The 26543-nt window shown below is 68.7% G+C and carries 27 protein-coding genes and 1 pseudogene; 15 read left to right on the top strand and 13 right to left on the bottom strand.

The genetic code is table 11. The features are described from left to right. The first annotated feature begins 210 nt into the window (after positions 1–210). Together ACH4SP_RS01855 and ACH4SP_RS01860 are read left to right on the top strand one after the other, a co-directional pair. Positions 211–1515 (top strand): cytochrome P450, encoded by a 1305-nt coding sequence (locus ACH4SP_RS01855; RefSeq protein ID WP_398408210.1) that lies wholly within the window; start codon positions 211–213, stop codon positions 1513–1515. Positions 1516–1519: 4 nt separating this feature from the next. After that, positions 1520–1747, top strand: a complete 228-nt coding sequence (locus ACH4SP_RS01860) for a ferredoxin (RefSeq protein WP_398408211.1) — start codon at positions 1520–1522, stop codon at positions 1745–1747. A gap of 103 nt (positions 1748–1850) precedes the next feature. Here ACH4SP_RS01860 and ACH4SP_RS01865 read toward each other — a convergent pair whose 3' ends face one another. Continuing rightward, positions 1851–2888 carry an alpha/beta fold hydrolase gene (locus tag ACH4SP_RS01865; RefSeq protein ID WP_398408212.1) on the bottom strand — a complete coding sequence of 346 codons (1038 nt, stop codon included), beginning with the start codon at positions 2886–2888 and terminating at the stop codon, positions 1851–1853. Positions 2889–3183: 295 nt separating this feature from the next. Here ACH4SP_RS01865 and ACH4SP_RS01870 point away from each other — a divergent pair, with 295 nt between their 5' ends. Then, complete coding sequence (locus ACH4SP_RS01870; protein WP_398408213.1) at positions 3184–4170, top strand: aldo/keto reductase; 987 nt, start codon at positions 3184–3186, stop codon at positions 4168–4170. Between the two features lie 47 nt (positions 4171–4217). On the opposite strand, the gene ACH4SP_RS01875 is transcribed toward ACH4SP_RS01870, so the two are convergent. Continuing rightward, positions 4218–4772, bottom strand: a complete 555-nt coding sequence (locus tag ACH4SP_RS01875) for a GNAT family N-acetyltransferase (protein ID WP_398408214.1) — start codon at positions 4770–4772, stop codon at positions 4218–4220. Between the two features lie 60 nt (positions 4773–4832). Between ACH4SP_RS01875 and ACH4SP_RS01880 the strand changes: the two genes are divergently transcribed. After that, positions 4833–5597, top strand: coding sequence for a 2-phosphosulfolactate phosphatase (locus tag ACH4SP_RS01880; RefSeq protein ID WP_398408215.1), 765 nt, complete (start codon positions 4833–4835; stop codon positions 5595–5597). Between the two features lie 39 nt (positions 5598–5636). Here the strand turns inward: ACH4SP_RS01880 and ACH4SP_RS01885 are convergent, their stop codons facing one another. Together ACH4SP_RS01885 and ACH4SP_RS01890 are read right to left on the bottom strand one after the other, a co-directional pair. Then, positions 5637–6248 carry a DinB family protein gene (locus tag ACH4SP_RS01885; protein WP_398408216.1) on the bottom strand — a complete coding sequence of 204 codons (612 nt, stop codon included), beginning with the start codon at positions 6246–6248 and terminating at the stop codon, positions 5637–5639. 53 nt (positions 6249–6301) lie between these two features. Then, positions 6302–7294, bottom strand: a complete 993-nt coding sequence (locus tag ACH4SP_RS01890; protein WP_398408217.1) for a hypothetical protein — start codon at positions 7292–7294, stop codon at positions 6302–6304. Between the two features lie 366 nt (positions 7295–7660). Between ACH4SP_RS01890 and ACH4SP_RS01895 the strand changes: the two are divergent. From ACH4SP_RS01895 to ACH4SP_RS01905, 3 genes and pseudogenes are all read left to right on the top strand, one after another. Continuing rightward, positions 7661–7855 (top strand): annotated as a pseudogene (locus ACH4SP_RS01895) (helix-turn-helix domain-containing protein); the annotation flags it as partial. A 9-nt stretch (positions 7856–7864) separates the two neighbouring features. Beyond that, entirely contained in the window at positions 7865–8302 is a 438-nt protein-coding gene (locus ACH4SP_RS01900) for a TetR-like C-terminal domain-containing protein (protein WP_398409492.1), read from the top strand. After that, positions 8299–9702, top strand: coding sequence for a phenylacetate--CoA ligase family protein (locus ACH4SP_RS01905; protein WP_398408218.1), 1404 nt, complete (start codon positions 8299–8301; stop codon positions 9700–9702). The genes ACH4SP_RS01900 and ACH4SP_RS01905 overlap by 4 nt, the downstream gene beginning before the upstream one ends. Before the next feature lie 181 nt (positions 9703–9883). Here the strand turns inward: ACH4SP_RS01905 and ACH4SP_RS01910 are convergent, their stop codons facing one another. Next, on the bottom strand, positions 9884–10606 hold the full coding sequence (locus tag ACH4SP_RS01910; RefSeq protein ID WP_398409494.1) for an SDR family NAD(P)-dependent oxidoreductase: 723 nt from the start codon (positions 10604–10606) through the stop codon (positions 9884–9886). Between the two features lie 82 nt (positions 10607–10688). On the opposite strand from ACH4SP_RS01910, the gene ACH4SP_RS01915 reads away from it, so the two are divergent. After that, positions 10689–11258, top strand: a complete 570-nt coding sequence (locus tag ACH4SP_RS01915) for a MarR family winged helix-turn-helix transcriptional regulator (RefSeq protein ID WP_398409496.1) — start codon at positions 10689–10691, stop codon at positions 11256–11258. A 334-nt stretch (positions 11259–11592) separates the two neighbouring features. Here ACH4SP_RS01915 and ACH4SP_RS01920 read toward each other — a convergent pair whose 3' ends face one another. Further along, positions 11593–12060, bottom strand: coding sequence for a MerR family transcriptional regulator (locus ACH4SP_RS01920; protein ID WP_398408219.1), 468 nt, complete (start codon positions 12058–12060; stop codon positions 11593–11595). A gap of 53 nt (positions 12061–12113) precedes the next feature. Between ACH4SP_RS01920 and ACH4SP_RS01925 the strand changes: the two genes are divergently transcribed. Continuing rightward, the gene (locus ACH4SP_RS01925; protein ID WP_398408220.1) at positions 12114–13076 is read left to right on the top strand and encodes an SDR family NAD(P)-dependent oxidoreductase; all 963 of its coding nucleotides are present in this window, start codon (positions 12114–12116) and stop codon (positions 13074–13076) included. Positions 13077–13259: 183 nt separating this feature from the next. Here the strand turns inward: ACH4SP_RS01925 and ACH4SP_RS01930 are convergent, their stop codons facing one another. From ACH4SP_RS01930 to ACH4SP_RS01950, 5 genes are all read right to left on the bottom strand, one after another. Beyond that, on the bottom strand, positions 13260–14015 hold the full coding sequence (locus ACH4SP_RS01930) for a phosphotransferase (RefSeq protein ID WP_398408221.1): 756 nt from the start codon (positions 14013–14015) through the stop codon (positions 13260–13262). Then, positions 14006–14782, bottom strand: a complete 777-nt coding sequence (locus ACH4SP_RS01935; protein ID WP_398408222.1) for an ATP-grasp domain-containing protein — start codon at positions 14780–14782, stop codon at positions 14006–14008. The genes ACH4SP_RS01930 and ACH4SP_RS01935 overlap by 10 nt, the downstream gene beginning before the upstream one ends. 165 nt (positions 14783–14947) lie before the next feature. Further along, positions 14948–16264 (bottom strand): ParB/RepB/Spo0J family partition protein, encoded by a 1317-nt coding sequence (locus ACH4SP_RS01940; protein ID WP_398408224.1) that lies wholly within the window; start codon positions 16262–16264, stop codon positions 14948–14950. Then, on the bottom strand, positions 16261–17415 hold the full coding sequence (locus ACH4SP_RS01945; RefSeq protein ID WP_398408226.1) for a ParA family protein: 1155 nt from the start codon (positions 17413–17415) through the stop codon (positions 16261–16263). Before ACH4SP_RS01945 ends, ACH4SP_RS01940 begins: the two co-directional genes overlap by 4 nt. Positions 17416–17574: 159 nt before the next feature. Then, positions 17575–18207 carry a LysE/ArgO family amino acid transporter gene (locus ACH4SP_RS01950; protein ID WP_398408227.1) on the bottom strand — a complete coding sequence of 211 codons (633 nt, stop codon included), beginning with the start codon at positions 18205–18207 and terminating at the stop codon, positions 17575–17577. Positions 18208–18276: 69 nt separating this feature from the next. On the opposite strand from ACH4SP_RS01950, the gene ACH4SP_RS01955 reads away from it, so the two are divergent. After that, positions 18277–19200, top strand: a complete 924-nt coding sequence (locus ACH4SP_RS01955) for a LysR family transcriptional regulator ArgP (RefSeq protein ID WP_398408228.1) — start codon at positions 18277–18279, stop codon at positions 19198–19200. An 86-nt stretch (positions 19201–19286) separates the two neighbouring features. Here the strand turns inward: ACH4SP_RS01955 and ACH4SP_RS01960 are convergent, their stop codons facing one another. Both ACH4SP_RS01960 and ACH4SP_RS01965 read right to left on the bottom strand, forming a co-directional pair. After that, positions 19287–19718 (bottom strand): protein phosphatase, encoded by a 432-nt coding sequence (locus ACH4SP_RS01960; RefSeq protein ID WP_398408229.1) that lies wholly within the window; start codon positions 19716–19718, stop codon positions 19287–19289. A 132-nt stretch (positions 19719–19850) separates the two neighbouring features. Next, positions 19851–20501 (bottom strand): ATP-binding protein, encoded by a 651-nt coding sequence (locus tag ACH4SP_RS01965; protein WP_398408230.1) that lies wholly within the window; start codon positions 20499–20501, stop codon positions 19851–19853. Between the two features lie 567 nt (positions 20502–21068). On the opposite strand from ACH4SP_RS01965, the gene ACH4SP_RS01970 reads away from it, so the two are divergent. From ACH4SP_RS01970 to ACH4SP_RS01990, 5 genes are all read left to right on the top strand, one after another. Further along, a complete protein-coding gene (locus ACH4SP_RS01970) occupies positions 21069–21416 on the top strand; it encodes a MerR family transcriptional regulator (protein WP_398409498.1) in 348 nt (115 codons plus the stop codon). 188 nt (positions 21417–21604) lie between these two features. Beyond that, a complete protein-coding gene (locus ACH4SP_RS01975) occupies positions 21605–22426 on the top strand; it encodes an ATP-grasp domain-containing protein (protein WP_398408231.1) in 822 nt (273 codons plus the stop codon). Positions 22427–23219: 793 nt separating this feature from the next. Then, entirely contained in the window at positions 23220–24359 is a 1140-nt protein-coding gene (locus ACH4SP_RS01980) for a bifunctional DNA primase/polymerase (protein ID WP_398408232.1), read from the top strand. Continuing rightward, a complete protein-coding gene (locus ACH4SP_RS01985; RefSeq protein ID WP_398408233.1) occupies positions 24356–25993 on the top strand; it encodes a phage/plasmid primase, P4 family in 1638 nt (545 codons plus the stop codon). Before ACH4SP_RS01980 ends, ACH4SP_RS01985 begins: the two co-directional genes overlap by 4 nt. A 157-nt stretch (positions 25994–26150) precedes the next feature. Continuing rightward, the gene (locus ACH4SP_RS01990; protein WP_189823634.1) at positions 26151–26534 is read left to right on the top strand and encodes a DUF6009 family protein; all 384 of its coding nucleotides are present in this window, start codon (positions 26151–26153) and stop codon (positions 26532–26534) included. Positions 26535–26543 lie beyond the last annotated feature (9 nt).

A 26543-nucleotide genomic window follows, 5' to 3' on the forward strand; every position in this document is an offset into this window, starting at 1 on the left:
TCTGCGGCCACGCCACCGCCCTTGCAGGCAGGTACGCCACCACCATCGAGCGGCATCAACCCACACCAGATGGCACCAGGAAGAGCCAACTAGAGCCATTCTGATGCCAGTTAACGCGAGGAGGAGTTGTCATGGCGTCACCGTGGTGCCACAATGACACCACGGACGAGGTCGCGCCCAGCTGCGACCCTTACCTGCCCTGGAGGACACATGCAGCACGAAACGTCGGCCTGCCCGGCCGGGCACGGCACCCGAAAGATCGAAGGCGCCGAGGGAACTGAAGGGATCGAAGGGACTGAAGGGACCGAAGTAGCGGATCTCCGTGAGCGCGAGCCCGTCACCCTCCCCACCGCCCGCGCCAGCGGCTGCCCCTTCAACCCGCCTGCCGGGCTGGGCGAGTTGCGAGACGATCAGGCACCCCTGGTGCGGATGCGGTACCCCGACGGACACATCGGCTGGCTGGCCACGGGGTACGACACGGTCCGGTCGCTGTTCGCCGACTCCCGCTTCAGCGCGCGGTACGAGCTCATGCACTACCCCTTCGCGGACATCGGTGAGCTGCCGCCCGCCCCGGTCGGCGACATGACCGGAATGGACGCCCCCGAGCACACCCGGTACCGCAAGCTCCTGGTGGGCAAGTTCACGGTCCGCCGGATGCGCGCACTCACCGAGCGCGTCGAGGAGATCACCGCCGAGTACCTGGACGCGATGGAGCGCAAGGGCGGCCCGTTGGACCTGGTCAAGGACTTCGCGCAGCCCATCCCTGCGCTGATGATCTGCGAGCTGCTGGGAGTGCCCTCCCGCGACCGGGAGATGTTCCAGGAATGGACACTGCAACTGACCACCCTGGTCAGCGACCAGCAGGCGCAGTACGAAGCGATGAACGCCCTCGGTGAGTACGTGCACAAGCTGGTCCTCAACAAGCGCGTCGAGCCCACCGACGACCTGCTCAGCGACCTGACCACCACCGACCTCACCGACGAGGAACTCGCCGGTGTCGGCAGCTTCCTGCTCGGCGCCGGCCTCGACACCACGGCGAACATGATCGCCCACGGCACGTTCGCGCTGCTCAGCAACCCGGACCAGTTGGCCGCCCTGCGCGACGACCCGGCCCTCGCCCCGCAGGCCGTCGAAGAACTGATGCGCTATCTGACCATCGCCCACACCACGGTCAAGACCGCGACGGAGGACGTCGAACTGGACGGCAGGCTGATCAAGGCCGGGGAAACCGTCACGATGTCCATCGAGGCCGCCAACCGCGACCCGCTGCGCTTCCCGGACCCCGACACGCTCGACCTGCACCGCAAGGCCACCGGCCACCTGGGCTTCGGACACGGCATTCACCAGTGCCTGGGCCAGCAACTGGCCCGCGTGGAGATGCAGGTGGCGCTCCCCGCACTCGTCGCCCGCTTCCCGGACCTGCGGCTGGCCGTACCGTCGGAGGACATACCGCTCCGTACGGGCAAGAACATCTTCGGGGTGCACAACCTCCCGGTGACCTGGGGCGAGGTGTAGGGCGATGACGGAACCCTTGCACGACGAACGCGACACGGAAGTCAGGGCCGACCGGGAACGCTGCCTCGGCGCCGGGATGTGCGTACTGACGGCCCCGGAGGTGTTCGACCAGGACACCGAGGACGGCCTCGTCCTCCTGCTCCGTACCCGGCTGCCGCACACGGACAGGGACCTGGAGGACGCCCGGGAGGCGGCCGGCCTGTGCCCCGCGGAAGCCATCACGCTGGTGTGACGGAGCTGGCCCGGTCCCCGGTCCCCGACCGCACCGACCGCCTGGGGTGGGCCTGGGTTGTGTCTACGGTGGGCCTGGAGCCCGCCTGGATGCCGCCCGCGGTCTACGGAGCCGCAGGCAGGGACGCAAGCCACTCGGTCAGGATCCGATTGACCTCCTCGGGGCGCTCCTGCTGGATCCAGTGCCCGCAGCCCTTGAGGAGGTACGTCCCGAAGAGACCGGGCAGCGTGGTGGGATACGCCTCGATCGCGTCGGCCAGCCAGACGGTGGAGGCGTCCTTGTCGCCCCCGGCGAACAGGGAGGGCTGGGTGATCGGAGCACCGTCGAAGGCGGCGAGATCCTCCCAGTCCCGGTCCATGTTCCGGTAGCGGTTGAGCGCCCCGGTCAGGCCGGTCCGCTCGAATTCCCCTGCGTAGACGTCGAGTTCGTCCTCGCCGAGCCAGCCGGGCAGCCGTCCCGTGGGGAACCTGTCCCGCAAGGTGCCGTCGGCTGCGGTGAAATGGGGGTCCGGCTCGTTGGGTCCGGGCATCGTGTCGGCGGACATCGCGGCGTAGAAGCCCGCGAGCCACCCCCGTACATCGGGCTCGATCTCCGCCTCCGCCCGTCCGGGCTGCTGGAAGTAGGAGACGTAGAACTCCCCCACACGCCCCCCGGCGCTCTCGCCGTCGCTCTCACCGGCACTCATCTGCGCGAAGATCTCGCTGGGCCGGGGGCCGCCGCGCGGGGCGTACGGGACGCTCAGCAGCCCGACGGCGCGGAAGACGTCCGGCCTGACCAGGGCGGAGTTGGCGGCGATGGTCGCGCCCCAGTCGTGCCCGACGACAACCGCGCTCTGCTCCCCGAGCGCGTGCACCACCGCGACGTTGTCCTCGACGAGGTCGAGCATCCCGTACGCCGCCGGGTCGGCGGGGCGGGAGGAACGGCCGTAGCCGCGCACATCGACGGCCACCGCCCGGTATCCGGCCGCCGCCAGCACCGACAACTGGTGGCGCCAGGAGTACCAGGACTCCGGGAATCCGTGCACCAGCAGCACCAGCGGCCCGCTCCCCTGCTCCACCAGGTGGATCCGGCCCGCGGGCGAGGGAACCAGCCGGTGGGTGGGGCCGGGGGCGGGGCCGTTGGTCCGGGCGGGCTGCGGCATGGGGTACCTCCGGGTCCGATACGGCGTACGGCTCTGTCAACGATCATCCGGCGGGCGGAACGGGACCGCGAGTCCTGTTGCCGTTCCGGCAAGTTGAGGTGCGGTGCTACACGCCCGTGGCCGAAGTGTCGACCGTGAACGTCGTCGGGCCCTAACCCGGCGGCGTTCACGGCCGGTTGACTTGGAGCGCGCTTCAACACTTAGCGTCCTGGTCAGAAGTTCAGCACTGCCAGCACTGCCAGCACTGCCAGCACCATCAGCACTGCCAGCACCACCAGCCTCAGGAGGCAACACCATGACCACCGTCCCCACCCGATACCTGGGCGAACTCGCGGTCTCCGCACAGGGCCTCGGCTGCATGGGAATGAGCCACGGCTACGGTGCCACGGACGACGCGCAGTCGATCGACACGCTGCACCGCGCCCTCGACCTCGGAGTGACCCTCCTCGACACCTCCGACTTCTACGGCGGCGGGCACAACGAGGAACTGATCGGCCGGGCCGTCGCCGGGCGCCGCGACGAGGTGGTGCTGGCCACGAAGTTCGGCTTCGCCAACCGCCTGGGCGAGCCCACCCTGATCCGCGGCGACGCCGCCTACGTACGGCAGGCGTGCGAGGCCTCGCTGCGTCGGCTCGGCGTCGACCACATCGACCTCTACTACCAGCACCGGGTCGACCCGCAGGTGCCGATCGAGGAGACCGTCGGTGCGATGGCCGAGCTGGTGCAGGCCGGAAAGGTCCGCCACCTGGGGCTGTCCGAGGCCGGCGCACAGACCGTGCGGCGGGCGCACGCGGTGCACCCGATCGCCGCGCTGCAGAGCGAGTGGTCGCTGTGGACGCGCGACTTGGAGGCAGAGATCGCCCCGGTCTGCCGCGAACTCGGCATCGGACTGGTCCCGTTCTCCCCGCTCGGGCGCGGCTTCCTGACCGGCCGCTACCACTCCGTCGAGGGGCTCGCCGAGACCGACGTACGCCGCAGCCAGCCCCGCTTCGCCGACGGCAACCTCGAACGGAACCTGACGATCGTCGCCAGGCTGAACGAACTGGCCGCGGCGAAGAAGGTCACCGCCGGCGAACTCGCCCTGGCATGGCTGCAGCACCAGGGCGACGACGTGGTGCCGATCCCCGGCACCCGTCGTCGGCAGTATCTGGAGACGAACCTGGCGTCCCTCTCCGTCGAGCTGTCCCCCGACGACCTCGCCGCCATCGAGGCCGCCGCCCCGCCCGAGCAGATCGCAGGCACCCGCTACGACGCCACCAGCCTCACCTTCGTCGACGGCTGATCCCCTGGGCCCGTCGCAGGTCCATCATTCCTGTCCGGCCCATCGGGTCAGAGCGGATCGAGCAGCATCAGAACCTCGTCCCGGTCGTCCTCCGGCGCGAAGCGCAACGCCCCTGTCCAGCGGCCGACTTCCTGCCAGCCGTGGCGTGCGTAGAAGCCTTCGAGACCGGCGCCTCCGCGTACAGCGAGGTGGAGCTGTTCCAGCCCCATCTCGTCCCGGGCGATGCGGCGTACCTCCTGCAGGAGGGCGGTGCCGTGACCGTCGCCCCGTACCCCCGGTCGGGTCTGGAGGTGGTGGAGCGTACCCCAATGAGCGATCAGGTCGAACGGATCCCGGCGCAGGCACAGCCAGCCTGCCAGCTCGCCGTCGGCAGTCGTCGCGGTGAGAAGGCGGCAGCTGTCCGGCGCGAGGGCGGCCACGAGCGCGTCAACCGCTCGGGCCGCCTCGGGCAAGCCGATCGGAGGGAAGGGAAACCCGGCTGCCCCGCCGGAGTTGGTGACCTCGACCCAGCACTCGGCAAGCAGCTGCTCCAGCTCCGGGCCGACCTGGTCGGGTGAGGTGAACTCCTGCAACAGGGCGGGCTCTTGGGGTACGTCAGCCATCCACAGATCCTGGCACGGGGCGGGTACGCGGCCGCTCTCGGGGTGGCATGATCCTCACCCATGGGTGAATGGTCTCTGCAGTCAGGGCACGGTGTCCGCTTCGAGTGGGGACCGGCGGGAGCGGAACGCCTCGCCGCGGGCGTCGCGTGCCTGGTCGTCGTCGATGTGCTCTCCTTCACCACGTCCGTGAACATCGCGGTGGAAGCCGGAACCCGCGTCTTCCCCTACCGCTGGCGCGACGAGAGCGCCTTCGCCTACGCGGCCGAGCACGACGCCGAGCTGGCCGTGGGCCGCCGCATGGTCTCCGGCACAACGCCCTGGACCCTCTCCCCTGCCGCCCTGCGACGTGCCCCCTTCACGCCCCGGCTCGTCCTCCCCTCCCCCAACGGGTCCGCCATCGCCGCCTCCGCGAACGGCTCCACAGTGGTCGCGGCCTCTTTGCGGAACGCGACCGCCGTGGGTCGATGGCTCGCCGCCCGGGGCTACGGCCGCGAGGACCGCCCCGTCGGAGTGATCGCCGCGGGTGAGCGCTGGCCCGACGGCAGCCTCCGCCCCGCGCTGGAGGACCTGCTCGGCGCCGGAGCCGTCATCGCCGCCCTGCGGGAGTCCGCCGCCCCCGGCCTCTCCCCTGAAGCCACTGCGGCCGCGGCCTCCTTCACAACGGTTGCCGACGTCCACGCCACCGTCACGGAATGCTCCTCAGGACGCGAACTCACCGAGGGCGGCTTCGCCGAAGACGTCGCCCTGGCAAGGGAGTTGGACGTCTCCACAACCGTCCCGATCCTCACCGGCCGCACCGACAAAGCCTTCACCGCAGCCGCCTGAAACCCCTGCCGCCCCACCGCTGAACTCCTGCTGTCCGCGCTAGTCCGCCTCCCCTGCCGCTCCTCCTGCCTCCCGTGCCACCCCCTCCAGCCGCTCCCGGTACTTCTCCCACGAGAAGCCCTCCGCCGGCGGCATGTTCTCGTTGCCGTCCTGCAGTCCGGCGGCCCCGTCGATGAGTTCGCGGACGATGTCGGCATGGCCGCCGTGCCGGTTGGTCTCGGCGAGCATATGGACCAGGATCCGCTGCAGCGACACCTCGCTCCGGTCCTCCGGCCAGTGCGGGACACGGCCTGTGGAGTCCCAGGACAGTGCTTCGATCGTGACGTCCGAGTGTGCGCACGCCTTCCGGTACAGGCCGACGATGAACTCGCGGGACTCGTCGGCGGCGGCCCACATGTCCGCCATCGGGTTGTCGTCGAACTCCTGCACCCAGGGCATCGGTTCCTCGGTGAACGGCCGCCCGAAGGTGTCTCCGAAGTAGCCCACCTCGCAGCCGGCCAGGTGCTTGAGCAGCCCCAGCAGGTTGGTACCGGTCGGGGTCATCGGACGGCGGGCGTCGTACTCCGAGAGCCCTTCGACCTTCCACAGCAGCGCTTCACGGGCGGACTTGAGGTACTGGTGCAGGTCCTGCTTCGGATCTGAAGGAGTCATGTACCACACCATCGCATCCAGCACTGACAATCGTCCGTCGTCCGGGCCGTGCCTCAATTGCTGACCTGGGGAGGTAAGTTGACGGCCTCGTCGCGCCCGGCTTCCGTTGTAACTCCACGCACCGGAGCCCCGCGCACGAGAGTAAGGAGCATCGCCGCTCCCGCGACCACCGCGCACAGGTGCAACACCACTGCGGCAAGGGGGTCCCCCGGCGGCGCGACATCGCTTCCGGCAGCCAGGGTCTCGTACAACACGAGGGGAAGTTTCCAACTGCTCCACGCGAACAACGAGCCCGATCCGACCCAGCCCACCAGCAGCACGGCCCTGCGTCCGAGCCGGGCGGGGCGTGCCCGGGCAAGCCCCCAGAGCGCTGCCGCCGCGGCGAGTGCCCAGAATCCGGAGACGCCTGCCAGGAGGCGTCCCTCGGCTCCACCCACCGATGGGTCGGAAAGCCCTACGGTGCCACCGAACGCCCAGTACAGCCAGACGAGGCCGACCAACGCGGCGACGACAGCCGCCCACGGCCTTGCGGTGCGCGGTCCGTCGCCCAGCCGACCGTCAGGGAGCGCATCCGGCCAACGGCGGCGCAGGTAGGCAGGAATGGCGACCGCCAGGCAGAGGCCCATCCCGACGAAGCCGCACTGGATGAGCACGGCCTCCCAGGCCGGCATCGTCACTCCCTCCTCCACCGGCCCGTCCACCTTCTCCCGCTCGTCTCCTCCTCCAAGGAAGGGACTGAACAGAGCGAACGGCAGTATCGAAACCAGGAACCCGGACGCCACCCACGCGCAGAACCCCACCAGCGGCCCGGGTATGCGCATCCCCCACGGCCGCACAAGAGCGAGCGCCGTCCCGATCCCGATCGCGGCCATGCCGATCGTCACGGTGTTGAGCACCGCCCACTCCGCCACACCGAGACCCATCCCGGTCGGCAGCACTCCGACGAGCGCGCCGATCACCCACGTCACTTTGATGAGCAGGTACGGCAGCAATGCCAGCGCCGCCCCGTAAGAAGCTCCCCGTCCGATCCGGTCCCACCGTTCCACCGGGCCCCCTTCGCTCGTCCGAACTTCCTCAGAGCTTCAGCATCCTGCAGCTCTCCGTGCTCCCACCTCCCCCTCCAGCGCTATCTGTCTCCCCCGCGCGGGCGAGACAGGACATCGGCCTCCCAAACCCCTCACCCCGCCCCTCCAGCGGAGCCGAAATCCCACAGGAGCCCCACTGAGGGCCTCTCGCGCCCCGCTGGACCCCATCACACCAGGAGGTGTGAGATCGGGCGCCTGAGGGCCCATTCTGTGGGTCGATTTTCGCCCCGATTTGCGCAATTTGCTGCTTTTGCTTGATTCGCACCTTTCTCTTTGCCTCACTTTCTTCTGGATTAAATACGGTGCAGTACCGTATCGTTTCTATCCATGACGATCAATCACGGATCTTCCTCTCCCCGACCTCCGGGCCGGCCGCGCAGCCAAGAGGCTGACGAAGCCATCCTCGCTGCGGCCCTCGACCTACTGATCGAACGGGGCATCGGCTGGACCAGCATCGAGCAGATCGCACGCCGGGCCGGAGTCACGCGCGCGACGGTTTACCGCCGGTTCCCAAACCTGACCGAGCTACTGGTGCGAGCAGTCGAATGGGAGTACCGCGATGCCAGCGCCGGCTCCGACGACCTGCCGGGCTGGCCGGACATCGAAGCCATGGTCACCGACTGGGCCGACCAGCTCAGCAACCCTCGGGCCAGGCGCCTGATCCGGCGCCTGTACAGCACGCTGGACGACCTCCCCGAGCTGCTCCGCGCCTACGACACCGCCCACGGCAGCCGTCAGAGCCGAGCCGTCCGCACCACCCTCGAACGGGCCCGCAGCGCCGGTCAGTTCCCACCGAACAGCGACCCCGCTGTCCTCCAACAAGTCCTCAGCGGTGCGGCGTTGCAGCACCTGGCCGCCCACCCCGACAGCACCGGCGCCGAAGAAGTCAAGGCCTACTTCCTCGCCGTCCTCCAGCAGACCGGCCTCACGGCAACGGCCGACACTCGACGAAGGAGCACAGATCGATGACCACGACGAAGCACGACGTCCCCGTCTCCCCCAGCAGCATGTCGTGGCTGGGAACAGACATCCGCCGCGCCCGCAAGCAGGGCCCCGCTGCCCTGACCCGCCGTCAGCAGGCCCGGTTAGCAGACTCCGTGGCCCGCGCCCGCAGCTTCTCGCCGTACTACCGCGATCTCTATCGCGGTCTCCCTCCACGGGTGGACGACCCGACGCTCCTTCCGGTCACCGACAAACAGCAGTTGATGGCCCGCTTCGACGACTGGGCGACCGACCGCGCGGTCACCTACGAGAGGGTGCAGGCGTTCACCGACGACCCCGAACTCATCGGGCAGCGGTTCCTCGGGCAGTACCTGGTGGCCACCACCTCCGGGACCAGCGGACGGCGCGGCCTGTTCGTGCTCGACGACCGCTACATGAACGTGGGCGCAGCGCTCACCTCTCAGGCGCTCGCCACCTGGCTGGGCCCCGGCGGCACCCTCCGGGCCGCGACCCGTGGTGGACGGTTCGCTCAACTGGTCGCCTCCGGCGGGCACTATGCAGGCTTCGCCGGGTACCGCCGTGCGATGCACGAAGGCGGCTGGCGGAGCAGAATCCTCCGCTCTTTCTCCGTCCACACACCGATGCCCGAACTGGTCGCACAGCTCAATGCCTACCGACCCGCCATCGTCATCGGATACGCCAGCACGATCATGCTGCTCACCGCAGAGCAGGAGGCGGGCCGTCTGCACATCGACCCGGTACTGATGGAGCCCGCGGGCGAAACAATGACCGCAGCCGACACCGACCGCATCGCCGCCGCCTTCGGCACCACAACCCGCTCCGTGTACGCGGCGACCGAATGCACCTATCTCAGCTACAGCTGTGCGGAGGGTTGGTACCACGTCAACAACGACTGGGTGGTCGTGGAGCCGGTCGACGCGGAGTACCGACCGACGCCGCCCGGCGAGTACTCGCACACCGTGCTCATCACCAATCTCGCCAACCGGGTACAGCCGTTCCTCCGGTACGACCTCGGCGACAGCGTCCTCCAGCGTCCCGACCGCTGTCCCTGCGGAAGCCTGCTGCCGGCATTCCGGGTACAGGGACGCGCGGGCGACATCCTGACCTTTCCGGCCGATGGCTCCGGCGCCCCCGTCCGGCTCAGCCCACTGGCATTCAGCACGCTGTTCGACCGCACTCCCGGGGTGGAGCTGTTCCAGATCGAGCAGTCAGCGCCGACCGTACTGCGGGTCCGGCTCCGGGTGGCTGAGGGCGCGGACCCGGACTCCGTATGGCAGGCCGTACACCGGGAGCTGATGTTGTTGTCCGCGGACAACAAACTCGGCCGGCTGACCATTGAGCGGGCGAGTGAGCCTCCGCAGCAGTCGCCCGGCGGCAAGTTCAGGACTGTCGTCCCGCTTGTCTGATCCCTGCGATAGGGGGTCGCCGCAGCGCGATGTGTTGTCCGCGGACAACAGAACCCGGGCTCAACAACCACCCCGCTGAAGCTGTCCGGCCATCACTGCTGTTGCCCAGCCGCCCCCGGTGTTGTCCGCGGACAACACATCCGGTGTTCTCCGGGTGAGGCCAGCCCTCATGGGACTGGCCTCACCGGGTCATGTGCGCGCCACCGTTCACGTTCAGAACCTGGCCGGTGAGGTGACGGGCCGCAGGGGAAGCGAGGAAGGCGACGGTGCCCACGATGTCCGCGGGCGTGCCCACCCGGCCGGTCGCTGTGGCAGCGATCAACGTGCTGCGGCGTTCTGCGGACAGATGGTCCCGGAAGAACTCCGTGTCTGCGATGTACCCCGCGGAGACGACATTGGCAGTGATGCCACGGGCTCCGAGCTCCGCGGCGAGGCTGAGGTTCCAGGAGGCGAGCCCCGCCTTCGCTGCGCCGTACGAACCCGAGCCCTGATCGGCAGCGATCGAGCCGATCTGCACCACGGTGCCGTCGGGGGACAGTCGGTCCTTCAACGCCTTGGTCGTCAGAGCGGCACTGACGAGATTCGCATCGAGATTGGCCCGGAAGTCACGGGCGTACGAAGCCAGGTCGGTCGCGGTGTCGGCATCGAAGTCGGTGTTACCGCCCGCATTGTTGACCAGCACGTCGATGCTCCCGGGCAGTTCTGCCAGAAGCCGGGTGAGCGCGGCAGGGTCCGTGTGGTCGCAGACCACGGCTCGTACGTTGTCGTGCGGCGCTGCCATCTCTGCAAGCGGCTCGGCTCGTCGGCCGGTCACGAGGACGGCATCTCCCTGGGCCGCGAAATGCTCGGCAATGGCTCGGCCGATGCCCGTGCCGCCGCCGGTGACGAGGATGTTGCGTGACATACGATGCCTCCAGGCATTCTCGTTCAGGCCTAAATTTAGATCTAAACGTAAGCAGGGGAGAGGCATCTTGGCAAGCGAACCCGTGATCTCGGGCAAGGACGGGCCGTACCCGACAGACGGTGCGTCCACCTATCCCGTCCAGGACATCGCCGCCGCCTGGGAGCGCGAGCGCCCGGGCACCCCCGTCTCCTCGATCGGCATCGTCACCCCGATCTGGCGGCTGGCCAAGCTCCTGGGTGACGACCGCCGACGCGTACTCGCACAGGCCGGAGTGGACGCAGCCACGCTGGACCTGCTCAGCGTGCTACGTCGAAGCGGCACCCCGTACACCCTCAGCACCCGCGAACTCAGCCGTCGTTCCCTGGTCACCGCCGGCGCCATCTCCCAACGCGTTGCCCGTGCGGAACGAGAAGGCCTCGTCACCCGCCGCCCCGGTGAAGGTCGCCCCCGCAGCGTCCAGATCACCCTGACCCAGCTCGGCCACGATCTGGTCGAGACGACGGTGGATCAAGTGCTGAACCGTGAGGCTCAGCTGATCGACGGCCTGACCACTACCCAACAGACCCACCTCACGGAACTGCTCCAGGCCCTCCTCCAGGACGTCCAGTACCGACTCGGCGACGACCGGATCACTCACGTCGGAGAGGACTGACGCAGCCGGACGGAGAACGCCGACCCAGGCCTGAGGGCAGCCGGTGTTGTCCGCGGACAACAAACTGCGGAGCCACTCCCCCAGCTCCTCGCCCACAGCTCGATCCCAGATCACCCTCCACTCGTGATGTGCGAGTGCTGCAAGAGCGACGATGTGTTGTCCGCGGACAACACATCCGGCCTCCGCCGACAGCAGGCGATCCTGCTTCCGGAGTACTTCCGGCCTGCTTCCGTCTCCCCCGCCGCACCCGCTTGTTGTCCGCGGACAACAAGCGGGTGCCCTGGGTGCTGGCTCGGGTGTTGTCCCAGCTGTTGTCCGCGGACAACAGCTGAAGTCATCGAGACGGGTTCTGACCCGGTGTCGGTGCCCAGACTCCGGCCGCTGTCCCGTCCCGTACATGCTGTTCGTAGACAGTGACCTTCCCGTGGATCACATCGAGGTTCGCGGTCAGGTCGGCGATCTTTGTACGTACATTCCGCTCGTGCTCCTGGAGCAACGCAAGGCGTTCCGGTTCGTTGCCCGGACCTGAGCGGACGAGTTCGGCGAAGCGCCTGAGCGTGGCGATCGGCATGTCCGAGTCACGGAGGCGGCAGCACAGGACGAGCCAATCCACATCCGCCTGTTCATAGATCCGTTGCCCGCCACTCGTACGCGGGATGTCACGCAGGAGAAGTCCCTCCCGCTCGAAGAACCGAAGCGCATGCACTCCCAGTCCGGTCATCTCGGAAACCTTGCCGATGGGTAGCCCACCGCCCGGCTTCGCCGGCTTCAGCTCGTTCGACTCGTTCTGATCCTGGGTCATGGCGCCGAACCTATCTTGACCTCGCTTGCACTCTAGGTTCTAGCCTCACTCGCATGATCACGAAACAGCAGAAGATCGGAACGGGCTTCGGTGCCCACAGCACGGCTGGCGACGTACTCGCAGGCATCGACCTGACCGGCACCACGGCTCTCATCACAGGCGGCTATTCAGGCATCGGGCTGGAGACCACACGCGCACTCGCAGGTGCGGGAGCCCGAGTGGTCGTTCCCGCCCGCCGCCCCTCGCTCGCCGCAACAAATCTGCGCGACATCCCCGGCGTGGAGACCCATGCCCTCGACCTGGCAGATCTGGACAGCGTCCGTTCCTTCTCCGAACGCTTCCTTGAGACCGGCCGCACTCTCGACCTCCTCATCAACAACGCGGGCGTGATGGCCTGCCCGGAGACCCGTGTGGGACCCGACGGCTGGGAAGCGCACTTCGCCCTCAACCATCTCGGCCACTTCGCACTCACCCACCGGCTCCGCCCTGCCCTCAGTCCCCACGGATCCCGCGTGGTGACGGTGGCCTCCTCCGGACACTTCCTCTCCGGCATCCGCTGGGACGACCTCCACTTCCGCACCGGCTACGACAGGTGGCTGGCCTACGCCCAGTCCAAGACCGCCAACGCACTGTTCGCCCTGCACCTCGACAGCCTCGGCGCGGACAACGGCATACGGTCCTTCGCCGTCCACCCGGGCAGCATCCTCACCCCGTTGCAACGCCACATCCCTCGCGAGGACTGGCACGCCCAGGGGTGGACCACCGAGGACGGCAGTCCCGCCGTCGGCTTCAAAACCCCTCAGCAGGGCGCTGCCACGACCGTTTGGGCAGCGACCTCGCCCCTGTTGGACAACGGCCGGCGGGGAGGTGCCTACTGCCAGGACTGCGATATTGCCGAGCCCGCCACGGGTGACGACATGCTCATTGGTGGCGTCAAGCCCTGGGCAACCGACCCAACTGCAGCAGCCCGGCTCTGGGAACTGTCCAGCGAACTGACCGGCCTGAACTTCTTCTGACCGCCCCTGCGTCCCCAACGCCGCGAGCCTCCCGTGTTGTCCGCGGACAACAAACCCTCCGCGCCGAGAGAGTCCGGGGGTACGGGACCGGAGAAGTCTGCACCGGGGGCTGCACTGGGGGAGTGGGGGAGGGGGGCTGAAAGTGTTGTCCGCGGACAACACCAACCTGCGGACACCACGGTTCTACCGTGCTTCGGACTGCGCCTCAGTACGCGTGGCGGGGTTCGGGTACGTCGAGACCGAGTTCACCAGCGTGTGCACCAGCGCCAGTGCCTCGTCCAGGCGGTCGATTTCCTGCGGGCTCAGATGGGGGTCGGCGGCCCTTCGCGTACGTGCCCGTGCGAGGCAGCCGGACTGTGCGTCCCCAAGATCGATGCGTCTGTCGCGAAGCCCCAGGAGGTACGTCAGCATCGACCGGGCTCCGGCGGCGAGCGCCGTCGCCTCGGTCCCCGCTACCGGCGGGGCGACCGCGACCTCGGCGAGGATCAGTGCAGTCATTGCCCAGTCCAGTCCCTCCGGTCCCTCCGCCGTGGTGTACCAGTCGATCACCACGGGGCCCCGGGCGGTCAGCATCACGTTGTGGGGATGCAGATCGAGATGGAGAATCCGGTCCCCAGGAAGCGCGGCGACCCGGGCCGGTACCGCATGCAGGCGGTGCAGGAGCTGAGCAAGTGTCGCCGCTGCTTCCCGCTCGGTGATCTCGCCCGCCAGCCATGCCTCAAGCATCGTCTTCCCATGCAGCCGCTCCATCACCATCTCCGACGGAACGTCAGTGATCCGGACGGTCGGCACCGGGAATGCGCTCGCCGCGAGATGCGCCATCACGGCCACCTCGTCCCTGGCGTCCGCTCCGTGCCGATACCGGCGAAGCACCCACTCCTCGTCGAGCGCGAACACCTCTGCGCTGCGCCCCGATCCCAGCAACTGGCCTATTCGCATGAGGCGAACATAGCCGGGGGAGCGGGGTTGCGGAGAAACGGTCGGTCCCGGGATGTGACTGCGTCAGCCGGTCCCGCGGCCCGGAGAACGACGTCCAGGGCCCGCTGCGGCTCCGTGGTGTACATGCCGCTCGCCCAGGCGGCGTTCGCCTCGATCACCGCCCAGCGCCCGCCGCTCCGCCCCACGTCGACGACGATGGCGGAGGGCAGCGTCGCGGAGCATGCGGACAACAGCTCTGCCCCGAACGCTGCCGCGTCCTCGCTCAGCGGCCCCAGACTCAGCCGCCCGTTCTCCGCGTACCGACTGCCCCCATGGACAGCCCCATCGAGCAGATAGAGCCGGTACTCGGCGGCGAACTCCACCACGTCGCTCACCAGTACCGGGGTCTCCGGGGCCACCTCGTCCGGGCCGGGCAGCCGCGATCCATCGGTGTAGACCAGGGCCCGGATCTGCTTGTCGTTGGGCGACTTGACGAACACCGGCCGCCGCAGGTCGTAGGCCTGACGGATCGTCATGAGGTGGATCTCGCGCCCGGTGTACGTACGGGGCAGCAGGGCAAGCCAGTCCTCGGGTGCCTGCAACAGGCCGATGCCCAGTACGGGCGCCACGACATCCGCGAAGCTGGGCCCAGCATGAAGGTGCTCCGCGCGCAACTCGGCAGGTACGTCGAAGGTGGGCAGCTGCACCGTGGGGATGCCTCGCGCGTGCGCAGCGTCGCGCATCGCCTGTGCGGAGGCAGTGAGCCGGGGAGGCAGTACGAGCGTCATGCCCCCGCCCCCGTGATGTTGTCCATCGGGCCAGTATCGCCCTGGCTTCGCGGGGGGGGGAGGAGGAGGAAGCGGGACGGGGCACCCAGCAACAGAAACACCGAAGGGGCGCGCCCCGGCTGCCATCAGCCGGAAGCGCGCCCCTTCGAACGGGCGGGTCGCGGATCACATGTGTTCGTGCAATTCCTCGACGAGTGCGGCGAGTTCTTCGCTGTTCAGACCGGCCGCCAGGGTTCGGGCCTGTTCCGCAGGGGTCGCGCCGAGCTGTCGTACGAGACTGCGGGCGGCCTCGGACCGGGGTGTTCCGGCGGCGTCCTGGCTGCCCTCAGTTGCAGAGCCGACGGAGTTGTTGTCCGCGGACAACAACTCCGGCTCTTCCTGCGGCTGTTCCTCAGCGGCCTGCGCGGGGAGCGCCACCGGCGCGGGGGCCACAACAGGGGCAGGCACTGGGGCAGGGACAGGCGCAGGGGCAGGGGGAGCCGCGGGTGCAGGGGCAGGGGGAGCTACAGCTTCGGGAGCCGGGGCAGCCGCACGGGGCTCGGGGGACGTCTCCTGTACGGGGGCGGGCTGCGCAGTGTTGTCGTTGTCCGCGGACAACGCCCGTTCCTCTTCGGCCCGTTCCTCTTCGGCCCGTTTGGCTGCCGCCGCCGCGGTCTTCTGCCCCATCGCCTCTTCGGCCGGGGTCCGTCCCTGCCGCTTGATCTGGTCGGCGAGCGCCTTCGCTTCTTCTCGTGCCCGGGTCTCCTGCTCCCGCTGCTCCCTGAGGTAGCGAAGCAGGCCCGGTACGTCCAGCCCCGGCTCGTCCTTCAGCCGCCGTGCCAGCAGTCGGCCGTCACGCTCGGGCAGCGAGCCCGTGCTGAGCATCCCCTGCAGTTCCTCGGGGAGTTCGAGAAGGGCCAGCTGGTTTGTGACCCAGGAGCGGTCGCGCCCGAGCCGCTTCGCCGCGCGTGCACGCGCGCCCGTCGCCGACTCCTCGCTGCACACCAGCACCAGCTGCTGGACACCCCGGGCACGCTCGACGACGTCGAAGTCCTCGCGCTCCAGGTTCTCCTTCAGCAGATGGTCTATGAAGGCCTCGCGGGAGGAGGCCAGGTCGTCGCGTACGACGAAGTCCAGTGCTTCCAGGCCCACGTGCGACGCACTGCGATAGCGCCGCTCGCCGTTGATCAGAACGTACTGGGCGTCCCCGATCGCCGCCTCGTGCTGCGGCCACACCTTGAGGTAGGCGGTGCGCGAGATGGCTACGCATGCGGCGAGCTGCGTGTTGCGAAGCTCTTCGCCGAAGCGGGTCATCTCCTCGTCCGAACCGAAGTTCCGGCGCGGGTTGAGGGGGGTCGGGGCCACCTCTTCGAGGCGGATGCGGGAGAGCTCGTACGACGGTACGTCCCCCTGGACCAGGGCCTTGGCCCGGCCGCGGGCGCTGCGGCCGCGGGGAACGCCACCGAAGGAGGAGCCGGTGCCGAGCCGGTCGGCGACGCTCATGAGGTGATCCTCCGTGCGATGGTGCGCATGATCTCGGACTGCTCGCATTCCGGGGCGTAGGTGAGCAGCGGCTGCTTGAGGCGGACCGCCTCACGCTGTTCCTTGCGCTCGGGCATGATGCCGATGACCGGCGGGTCGCCGATCGCCTTCCAGCTGTCGAGCGAGGACGTGGCGATGTAGCCCTTGCGGCTGTCGTACATGTTGACGATGAAGCCGAGCATGGTGATCTCGACCTCCATGTCCGCGGTCAGATCCTGGATCTGGTCGAAGAGCATGTCGTACGCGTCCGCGGAGGAGTCCTCGGCGAGGACGGGCACGAAGACGCCGCAGGTCTCCGGCTCCTCGTCCTCACGGGTCCGGCAGTAGTAGAGCGCGGTGTCCATGGAGTAGCCGAGGCTCGGCGGGCAGTCGACGACGATGTAGTCGAAGTCCCGCTCCAGCGGCTCCATGGCCTTCTCCAGGGCCGTCTCCTTGACCCGTACGAAGCGGCTGGTGGCCAGCTTCGCGTCGAGCAGGAACGCGTCCTTGCACGCGGGCAGCAGGAAGAGCCTGCCCGCGAAGCCGTTCTCCTCTATCGGGACGAGCAGCTCGCGCAGTTCGCCCTTGGCCTCGCCGAGCATGTGCTTGGCCAGGCTGGGCTCCTCGATGCCGAAGAGCTGGTAGCCGAGCTGCTTGGTGAGGTGGCCCTGCGGGTCGAAGTCGATGAGCAGGACCCGGTTCCCGGCCTCGGCGAGGGCCTGGGCAACGCCGGAGGAGGTGGCGGTCTTTCCGACGCCACCCTTCTGGTTGCCGAAGATGATGCGGCGTGCGCCGTTGGGGCGGGCGGGTCGGCGGGGGGAGGGGTGGGCGCCGAGCCAGAGGCGGATCGCCTGTGCGATGCCCTGGTTGAAGGGGAGGCCGCGTTCCTTGCAGTCGTCCTTGAAGTCCCCGTACAGACCGGTGGGGAGGTACGTCGAGAAGGAACTGCCGCCGGTGGTGTCCACGATGGGGTGCTCGGACTTGTCCGAACGCCACCCCTGGACGCCCTCGGTGACGGCATCCTTGATGTCGACACCCAACTCGGCTGCTCTGACTTTGAGTTCTTGGCGCAGGGAGGCCGGAAGCTTCGCTACTACCTTTTCCCGGTCGTCCGGGGAGTATGGGACGGTCATGCGGTTACCTTACTCACCTCGCTGGGGGTTTTGGTGACATTGGGGGCAGGAAAGCACTGCGTGTCGGTTGGCAGCAGGGGCTGCTGACGGGGTGTCGGTGAAAAGGGAGCCCGCCCGGGGGGCTGAATCCGGCGGGGTTCCCCCTGGCCGGGCAACGGTTTACGCCCCCGCCAGCAACATCCCTCCCATGGTCACCATCGTTGCCGCCACGACCCCGTCCAGCACCCGCCAGGCTCCCGGCTTCGCCAGCAGACCACTCAGCAGCCGCGCCCCGTACCCCAGCGTCGTGAACCAGGTCAGGCTCGCCAGGACCGCACCGCCCCCGAAGGCCCAGCGCAGGGAGCCGTGGTCGGTGGCGACCGAGCCGAGGAGAAGGACGGTGTCGAGGTAGACGTGGGGGTTGAGCCAGGTCATGGCCAGGCAGGTCAGCACAGCGGCACGGGTCGAACCGGTCGCCTTGCCGGCCGTGCTGAGGGCGGCATCGGGGGCGGGGCGCAGTACGCGGCGGGCGGCCAGGATGCCGTAGCAGATCAGGAAGGCGCCGCCGGCGATGCCGACCGCCGTGAGGGCCGCGGGCCAGGCGGTGACGAACGCTCCGACGCCCGTCACTCCGAGCATGATCAGGACAGCGTCGGACACCGCACAGATCGCAACCACCGCAAGGACCGCGTGGCGGTGCGCACCCTGGCGCAGGACGAAGGCGTTCTGCGCGCCGATCGCGACGATGAGGGCGAGTCCGGTGCCGAAGCCGGCGAGCACGGCCGCGACGATTCCTGAGGTGCTGTGTGTCATGCCGTCGACGGTATGAACCAGCCACTCTTCAGTCCAGCTAAAGATTCTTACGTACCATTAGCGCTTGTGATGGACGAACTTCCTCTGGACCAGGTGTACACCCTGCTCGCCGTCGTGGACGAGGGCACTTTCGACGCCGCCGCCGCTTCCCTGCACGTCACCCCGTCCGCCGTCAGCCAGCGCATCAAAGCCCTGGAGCAGCGGACCGGGCGGGTGCTGCTGATGCGGTCCAAGCCGGTACGGCCGACGGATTCCGGGGAGGTCGTGGTGCGGTTCGCACGCCAGCTCGCGCTGCTGGAGCGCGATGCACGGGCCGAGCTGGGCCTCGCCGGGAAGGACCAGCGGCAGCCCACCACACGGCTGGCCATCGCGGTGAACGCCGACTCACTCGCGACGTGGTTCCTGCCCGCTCTGCGGCGGGTTCCGCAGGACCCGCCCGTCTGTTTCGAGCTGCGCCGCGAGGACGAGGCACACACCACGGCACTGCTGCGCGAGGGGCAGGTGATGGCCGCCGTGACCTCGTCGCCCGACCCCGTGGTGGGGTGCACGGTACGGGCGCTCGGGCTGGCGCGATATCTGCCGGTGGCGAACCCGGAGTTCGAGGAACGGCATCTGGGGTCGGGACGGCTGGTGGATCGGCTGCGCGAGGCACCGGTGATGGTCTTCGACCGTCGGGACGATCTTCAGGACGGTCTCGTACGGTCACTGGCGGGCGGCGGCAAGGACGCTCAGGGCGCGAGCGCCCTGCGGCACTACGTCCCCACCTCCGAGGGGTTCTGCGACGCGATCGCCGCAGGGCTGGGCTGGGGCCTCGTGCCCGAACCGCAGGCGCTGCCACTGCTGCGCTCGGGGGCGCTCACCCTCCTCGCGACCGACCGCACCGTGGACGTACCGCTGTTCTGGCAGCAGTGGAAGCTGGACTCGCCCGCGCTGGTCGCCGTCGCGAGCGCGGTGGCTGAAACAGCGGCCGAGGAACTGCTCCCGCCTCGCTGAAGCGGCCCGGTGAGGGCGGGGCCGGTCTGCCGGTCGTCCTTCGTCCGGGCCACGGTCGGGCCGCGGCCGGCCGCGGTCGGGCCCCGTCAGTCGGCGAAGCGCAGGACGTACCGCTTCTGCCAGGGGGTTTCGACGGCGTGCCGGTCGTAGTTCTCGCGCACGAACTCCACGGCTTTCGCGGGCGGTACGCCGTCGAGCACGGCGAGACAGGCAAGGGCTGTGCCGGTCCTGCCACGCCCGCCGCCACAGGCGAACTCGACACGCTCGGTGTCGGTACGGTCCCAGGCATCCGCCAGGATCCTACGGGCCTGTTCACGGTCGGCCGGCAGCCGGAAGTCGGGCCAGCGCAGCCACTGGGCCGCCCAGGGAACCTCCGGCGGCTGCTTGCCGAGCAGGTGGACGGCGTACGTGGGCGCAGGCCCGGCCGGGAGCGGCCGGCGCAGCCCACGGCCGCGGACCAGGCGTCCGGAGGGCAGACGCAGGACACCGGTGGTGGAGGGCTCCCAGGGCTCGGTCATACCCCGACGGTAATCGCCGTCGTACGGGGACGGCGGCGGAAAGGATCAAATCCTGGGAAGGAACAATCCGTTGAGGGTGTAAGCCCTCGGAAGGCATCACGTGCGCGGCACAACTCCCTCTCCCTGCCCGCGCTATCGGGGAAGCACCGCCCAGATCGTCTTGCCCCGGCTGCGCGCTCTGCGCCCACGGCCCGAACGCGGTCCGGGAACCACCGTCACCTCACGGGCCAGCAGCCGCACCATGTGCCAGCCGAAGCCCCCTCCACCGTCGTCGAAGTCCGGGGGGCGCTCAAGCGGCGCCTCCGGGCTGGAATCACCGACGGCGACGGTGAGGGCGTCCCGGGATGCCGAGAGCGCGAGGGTGTAGCGGCCGCCTCCATGACGTACCGCGTTGGTGACGAGTTCGGACACGACGAGGACCAGGGACTCCGCCGCGTCCGCGTCCGGCACGGGGGAGAGGCCTTCTGCGAAGGCCCGGGCCGCCTCTCGTGCGTACAGGACTCCTGCAGGTCCTTCACCCCGGACAGGGACGCACGACTGCTCTCCCGGCTGCCGGTCTGTCCGACGGCCTGTCTGCTGGATCAACTGCCTGGTGTTCATGCGCGTACGCCCCAATCCGTGATCGGTTGTACCGCCTTGAGGCAGGCGTATGCCCGATCCATCGGCACTCAGACGCCCACAGAGCGTTGCGGATGCGAAATACAGCTCGTACGAGTGACGGCAAGGGCCCCTGTGCCCCCGTTGTTGGGGGCACAGAAAATCTATAGCGGTGAAGGTAGACATCAGGGTGCACGAGGTCTAGATTTCTTCTCGTAACCACGAAGTCGAGTGAGGCGCGGCAGATACGGATTGCCGCGCATGCCGGTTCGAAGCAGGTTGTGGCACGGCAGTGGAACGGCGGGGCCGGGCAGTGAAAGGGTCCCGTGGTTGGTTGCCGGGCCGGGCGGTCTCAGGGGCCGCTAGCAGTTCGCAGAGCGACCGGCATGACGAGCAGTACGCAGTACTCGCAGTACCAGAGGTTGCACACGAGAGAAATGGAGGATGACGCCATCAGGATCGCCCGGGCGCGGGAGTGTCCGCCCGGGTACCGCAGGCCCCGGAACGGAAAGGTGGTCCCACGGTCACGCATCCGCGATCCCCGCACCCCGGTCTTCATAGGCCGGACGGCGGAAAACTCAAGGCCGGCGCTGTTCGAAGCCGGTAGATGGTGTTGATTCCCTTGGGGCCCTGGTGCCGTACGGCACTGGGGCCCCTCTACGTTTTGAACTCAACAGCGACGGCAGTTGCGACAGCGATCAGAGTGACGACAGCGAAGGCAGTGAGGTGCCGGTGGCAGTAGACAACCAGCAGATCCCGTCCACATCCCCGTCCCGTCCCCAGGACCGCTTCGACGACGACGATTACCCGGCTTACACCATGGGCCGGGCGGCCGAGATGATCGGTGCGACGCCCGCCTTTCTGCGGGCCATAGGAGAAGCGCGGTTGATCACCCCGCTGCGTTCGGAGGGCGGCCACCGGCGTTACTCGCGCTATCAGTTGCGCATCGCCGCACGCGCCCGCGAACTGGTCGACCAGGGCACTCCGGTCGGTGCCGCCTGCCGGATCGTCATCCTTGAGGACCAGCTCGGAGAAGCCCTGCGCCTGAACGAGGAACTGCGCCGCACCACACCTGAAGTCGACACGGCTTCCAGCAGCTGAGTATTGCCGGGACGGTCTGCCTGCCCACCGGCAGCCGGGCCGTCCCACGCGTTTCGTCGCTTGTTCAGTTTCCCGGTCCTTCAGTCCCTCGGTCCCTCTCCCGGTCCCTCTGGGCTGTTTCTGAGCTGTCCGCGTCGTGCCCATAAACCGTGGACCGCGCTCCCGCGCCACTGGCATCGTCGACGCCCATGACCGAGCAAGGATTCCTCGCACTGACGCCGCAGTACAGCCCCACCCGCGCTCTCCTCGCAGCAGCAGCCCGGCGCCGTGGGATGGCCGTGGAAGTGCTCTCCACTGGGGGAGGGGCGGCCTCCCTGCGGGGGCGGCCAGGTGGGCACTACTACGGCGGCCCGAAGTACGCGGACCGGGTGGCGGACGACCTCGGGGTCGCTCTGCTCGTGCCGGGGGACGGGTGGTTGTGCACTCTGCCTGAGGAGTTCACCCGCCGGACGATCGCGCTTTCAACGCTGTCAGAGGTGCGAGAACTCTCCGGGCCTCTGTTCGTGAAGCCACCGAGCGACAAGAGCTTCCCGGCCGCTGTGTACGCGGACGGGTGCAGTCTTCCGGCCGGGACGGAGCTGCCTCCCGACCTGCCGGTACAGGTCAGCGAGGTAGTGGTCTGGGCCGCGGAGTTCAGGTTGTACGTGCTGGACGGGGAGGTCCGTACCGCATCTCAGTACGCCACGTACGGGCTGCTCGATCCGCTCCCTCTGGACACCACCCACCGGCATCACGACACTGCTCTGGCCTTCGCACGCAGCCTTCTCGACTCCTGCGCTGCCGGCCTCCCGAGTGCTGTGGTCCTGGACATCGGGCTGCTGGATCCAACGGGGGACTGGGCCGTGGTGGAGGCGAACATGGCGTGGTTCAGCAGTTGCTACGCCGCTGATCCCGACCGGGCGCTGGATACCGTCTTGCGCTCTGCCGGACCCTGCGAGGACCTGCAGGGGCGGGACAGACCGTACCTGCACAAGGCCGCCGTCCATCTGGCCGACCCATTTGCCGGATAACGGGTGACCCGCACAGGTTCGGCACCCCCGGCAGGCGGCTGAAGGTAGACATCTGGAACGGGTGTGCGAGATCCGGTGATACGTGCCCTTCATCGACCCCGGAAGGGGTCATGGGGGACCGTCCCGTTCAGTCCCTGCGCTTCAGTCCCTCCGTTGAGTCCCTCGCTAAAAGGCCAGGTCAGAGACATGGAGCTGGTTCTGATCAAGGGACTGAGGGACTGAAGGGACTCAACTTTGCAGTATCCATCCCAATTGTGTGCGCGTGTGTATGCGGACGCGTGTAGTAGACAGGTATAAGCCTGAAGCGTTCATAACTAGGAATTTCAGTCCCTTCAGTCCCTCTCGGTCCCTTCAGAAGCCAGCCGGAAGCCGCTGACCTGCAGGTTTACTGAGGGACTGAAGGGCGGGGACTGAACGGGACGGTCCCCGTCGCTCCAGTCCCCGGGCCCTGGAAAACGGAGAAGCGACCGACCCTCGGTCACGGGTACGACAAGCCGCAGTCCGGACCTCCTCCCCTGCAGGACGCGGTAGGGACTCCCGCCACTCCGAGCAGCCCGGTGGAAAGACCGCTCGCCCGCCGACGGCCCAAAGGGACTCAAGGGACTGAAGAACTGATACAACGGCAGTTCCCCGCGGAGATTGCCCACCCTTGCGCTAGGCTCAGGACCTCATAGGAAAGTTCAGTCCCTTCAGTCCCTCATGCAGGCAGCAACAAGGCTCTGACCAGCGCCTTTAATGTCAGGTACGAAGAGGGACCGAACGCACCACCGCTGACCCCGACAAGGACGACCGCGTGCCGCGCCACGGTGAAACCAGTACCCCAGTCCCTTCAGGGACTGTGCGGGCACACGACGTTGCCCGCTGGTGTGCGGGCAACGGCTGGCCGGTTCACCCATTGGCCCCCGGCCGGAAGACTCCCGCCGCCAACTGCCCCACATGCAGGGAAAACGGGCACCACAACACGCAGGACTGCCCCTGCCTCCCCGAGGGACGCTGGTGCCACGGCTTCCGGGCCGCGACCACCAACACGGCCCGGATCGACGACTGGTGGGGCGCGAACCCGGCGATGGGCGTGGGTGTCGCGTGCGGGCCTGCCGGGCTCGTCGTCCTCGACGTGGACGCGCACAGTGCCGAAGTGCCCGACCGCAGCCGCCTCCTGCCGGGCATCCCCATCCACGACCGCGTGGACCTGACGGGCCTCGGCTCCGGGTTCGACACGCTTGCGCTGCTCGCCGCGTACCGGAAGCAGCCGGACCCGGCCAAGGACGAAACGACCCTCCGCGTACGCACTCCCTCGGGAGGTCTCCACATCTGGTACCGGAACACCCGCCCCGACACCCGCTTCCGCTCCTCCACCGGATCCAGCCCCAAGGTCGCCCTCGCCTGGCAGGTCGACATCCGGGCCGACAACGGATACATCGTCGCGCCCACGAACCGCACTCCCCAGGGCAGCTACGTCCCGGTCGGCGACACGAGACTGCCGGCCCCGCTCCCCGACTGGCTCGCCGACGAGCTCACGCGGACCGGGCATGCCACCGTGCAGGGCTCCGAGGGAGCGGCCCCGACAGACCCCACAGCCACACCCGAGGCGCTCAGAACGCCTCTGGAGCCCCGGGCGGTCCCGCACCCGCGCCCACGCACCCGACGAACTCCCAGGACGGCACAGCGCCTTCTGGACCCCCTCCTGGCCGAGGTCGCGGCCTGTGCGACGACCCCGCAGGGGGCCAGCTTCACCGAGAAGCTCAACCGGGCCGCGTACACCGCGGGAGGTCTGGTGGCCGGCGGCCACCTCTCCGAACCGCAGGTACGCGACCTCCTGGCGGAAGCAGCCAGGACAGCCCGTCCGCACCAGCCGCAGCGCAACACCACGATCATCGATTCCGCCCTTGCCGCAGGTGCCACCCGACCGCTTCACCCCCAAGGACGCCCATGAGCAGCGCCGAGAGCACGAGCTTCGACGCCACTGCCGCCGCTCAGCAGATGCTCGAATTCCCGGTCCCCGAACCGGACCAGGACCCCGCGGCGGCCACGGCGCTCCCCGCGCAGGCCGCAGGACACCCCGCAGCGCCGGGGCCACTCGCCGTGCACGAACCGTTCGACCCACTCGGACTGCTGCCGGGCATGCTCACCGACCGGGGCAACGCCAAGCTGTTCGCCCAGCTGTACGGAGACCAGTTCCGCCACGTGGAGGGCCTGGGCTGGTACTCCTGGGACCAGTACCGCTGGAAGCGCACCGGCGGTGAGAAGGCCGCCCTGTGGGCCGCAGGGGACATGGCCGAGCAGATGCCCGCCCAGGACCCGCGCGGCTTCTTCAGCGACCGCGAGCTGTATGCCCACCGCAAGCGCACCATGTCGACACCCGGCATGAAGGCGCTGCTCACGCAGGCCAAGGCGTCCCCGGCGCTCACCCTCGACCCGGACGTCCTGGACGGCGACGCGTACGCGCTCTGCACCCCCGAGGGCGTCGTCGACCTCCAGACGGGCGACATGCGCAAGCCCAACCCGGTCACCGACCGGCACTCGCGGGCCACCAGCGTCGCCCCGGAGAACATGCCGACGCCCCGCTGGCACACGTTCCTCCACGACACCTTCGGCCACGACGACAAGGGTCTGGAGACCATCCGGTTCCTGCACCTGCTGCTGGGTTACTCGATCACCGGGGACGTCGGCGCGCAGGTCCTGCCGTTCCTCTTCGGCGCGGGCGCCAACGGCAAGTCCGTCCTGCTCGACGTGATGATCCAGATCCTCGGCGACTACGCGGACGCCGCGCCGCCCGGCTTCCTCATGGAGAAGGGCAAGTTCTCCGAGCACTCCACCGAGCTCACCGAACTGCACGGCCGCCGCATCATGGTCTGTTCCGAGCTCAAGCCCAACGACAAGTTCGACGAGTCCAGGGTCAAGCTCCTCACCGGCGGCGACCGCATCAAGGCCCGCCGGATGCGCCAGGACTACTTCTCCTTCGCCCCTACCCACAAGCTGTGGCTGCTGGGCAACCACCGTCCCGAGGTCGGCACCGGAGGCCACGCCTTCTGGCGGCGCATCCGCCTCATCCCGTTCGAACGCGTGGTCCCCAACAAGCACAAGATCGACAACCTGGCGTTCGAGCTCGTACGGGACGAGGGCCCCGGCATCCTCCACTGGCTCATCGAGGGCGCGATGAATTATCTGGAGACCCGGGATCCGCTCACCGGTCCTGATTCCGTACGCATGGCCACCGAGGCGTACGAGTCGACCGAGGATCACATCGGCCGCTTCCTGAAGGAGTGCTGCATCAAGAGCCCGCCCACCGCCAACGGGCACGACCGCTCCTCGGACCTCCGCGTCGAGCAGGGCGTGCTGTACGCCGCGTACGGCACCTGGTGCAATGCCAGCGAGGGAATCAGGCCCGCGACCTCGCGTTCCTTCGCCAGCCGTATCCGTCAGGAGCTCGGTCTCGCGTCGCCGAACGACATGATGAAGTCCAGCGGAAAGAAGTACTACCCGGGTCTGGGCCTGCTCTCCGACGAGGACGACCCCGCCGTTTCCGGACTCGTTTCCGGTTCTTCGAACGGCGCGGCAACCACATGACGCCCATTCGTGCACTGTGCCGCGGCACCGGGCAGCCTTACGATGGGTACCGAGCCTCCGGGCAGACGCACAGACGGGGCCCGAAGAGCGGACCCGGCCCGGAGCGAGAAAACCGAGGCCGGTGCGTGGCCGGACACAACGAGGAGGGGCTTCAGCCATGAGCTCGCTACTGAACGAGAGCGATCTCGCCCACGAGAATGCGGTGGTGTGGCTGGAAAGCCCCGACGACCTCGACTACGTCCGCCAGGCGCTCGACAAGACTCCCCGTCGCCGCGGCAAGCCGCGCTATGCCCGCGACGGCCGTCTTGTCGGCTACACGGAGCTCGACGAGCACGCCGAGGCGGACCCGGACAGCGGCCTGCACAAGCGCCGCGTCTTCTTCCTGCTCCCGCACGACCGGGACACCGCCCCCGGCGGGTACTACGCCGAGGGCGCCCCCGGCGAGGCCGTGGACCCCCGGACGATCGACCCGCAGAAGGTCGGCGAGAAGACCCCGCGCTCGCAGCAGGGGGCTTCGGCGGCGGCCATAGCGATGCCGTGAGGTTCTGAG

This window comes from Streptomyces sp. NPDC021093, from assembly GCF_044333135.1.
In the GTDB taxonomy this organism is placed as follows: Bacteria; Actinomycetota; Actinomycetes; order Streptomycetales; family Streptomycetaceae; genus Streptomyces.

Bases quoted from the DNA above. Each gene is read 5' to 3' on its own strand.
- ACH4SP_RS01940 (WP_398408224.1), bottom strand. From the start codon at position 16,264: ATGAGCGTCGCCGACCGGCTCGGCACCGGCTCCTCCTTCGGTGGCGTT.
- ACH4SP_RS01860 (WP_398408211.1), top strand. From the start codon at position 1,520: ATGACGGAACCCTTGCACGACGAACGCGACACGGAAGTCAGGGCCGAC.
- ACH4SP_RS01910 (WP_398409494.1), bottom strand. From the start codon at position 10,606: ATGTCACGCAACATCCTCGTCACCGGCGGCGGCACGGGCATCGGCCGA.
- ACH4SP_RS01885 (WP_398408216.1), bottom strand. From the start codon at position 6,248: ATGACTCCTTCAGATCCGAAGCAGGACCTGCACCAGTACCTCAAGTCC.
- ACH4SP_RS01880 (WP_398408215.1), top strand. From the start codon at position 4,833: ATGGGTGAATGGTCTCTGCAGTCAGGGCACGGTGTCCGCTTCGAGTGG.
- ACH4SP_RS01905 (WP_398408218.1), top strand. From the start codon at position 8,299: ATGACCACGACGAAGCACGACGTCCCCGTCTCCCCCAGCAGCATGTCG.
- ACH4SP_RS01920 (WP_398408219.1), bottom strand. From the start codon at position 12,060: ATGACCCAGGATCAGAACGAGTCGAACGAGCTGAAGCCGGCGAAGCCG.
- ACH4SP_RS01870 (WP_398408213.1), top strand. From the start codon at position 3,184: ATGACCACCGTCCCCACCCGATACCTGGGCGAACTCGCGGTCTCCGCA.
- ACH4SP_RS01935 (WP_398408222.1), bottom strand. From the start codon at position 14,782: ATGACGCTCGTACTGCCTCCCCGGCTCACTGCCTCCGCACAGGCGATG.
- ACH4SP_RS01930 (WP_398408221.1), bottom strand. From the start codon at position 14,015: ATGCGAATAGGCCAGTTGCTGGGATCGGGGCGCAGCGCAGAGGTGTTC.
- ACH4SP_RS01965 (WP_398408230.1), bottom strand. From the start codon at position 20,501: ATGTCTACCTTCACCGCTATAGATTTTCTGTGCCCCCAACAACGGGGG.
- ACH4SP_RS01945 (WP_398408226.1), bottom strand. From the start codon at position 17,415: ATGACCGTCCCATACTCCCCGGACGACCGGGAAAAGGTAGTAGCGAAG.
- ACH4SP_RS01855 (WP_398408210.1), top strand. From the start codon at position 211: ATGCAGCACGAAACGTCGGCCTGCCCGGCCGGGCACGGCACCCGAAAG.
- ACH4SP_RS01955 (WP_398408228.1), top strand. From the start codon at position 18,277: ATGGACGAACTTCCTCTGGACCAGGTGTACACCCTGCTCGCCGTCGTG.
- ACH4SP_RS01865 (WP_398408212.1), bottom strand. From the start codon at position 2,888: ATGCCGCAGCCCGCCCGGACCAACGGCCCCGCCCCCGGCCCCACCCAC.
- ACH4SP_RS01950 (WP_398408227.1), bottom strand. From the start codon at position 18,207: ATGACACACAGCACCTCAGGAATCGTCGCGGCCGTGCTCGCCGGCTTC.
- ACH4SP_RS01975 (WP_398408231.1), top strand. From the start codon at position 21,605: ATGACCGAGCAAGGATTCCTCGCACTGACGCCGCAGTACAGCCCCACC.
- ACH4SP_RS01960 (WP_398408229.1), bottom strand. From the start codon at position 19,718: ATGACCGAGCCCTGGGAGCCCTCCACCACCGGTGTCCTGCGTCTGCCC.
- ACH4SP_RS01925 (WP_398408220.1), top strand. From the start codon at position 12,114: ATGATCACGAAACAGCAGAAGATCGGAACGGGCTTCGGTGCCCACAGC.
- ACH4SP_RS01985 (WP_398408233.1), top strand. From the start codon at position 24,356: ATGAGCAGCGCCGAGAGCACGAGCTTCGACGCCACTGCCGCCGCTCAG.
- ACH4SP_RS01990 (WP_189823634.1), top strand. From the start codon at position 26,151: ATGAGCTCGCTACTGAACGAGAGCGATCTCGCCCACGAGAATGCGGTG.
- ACH4SP_RS01875 (WP_398408214.1), bottom strand. From the start codon at position 4,772: ATGGCTGACGTACCCCAAGAGCCCGCCCTGTTGCAGGAGTTCACCTCA.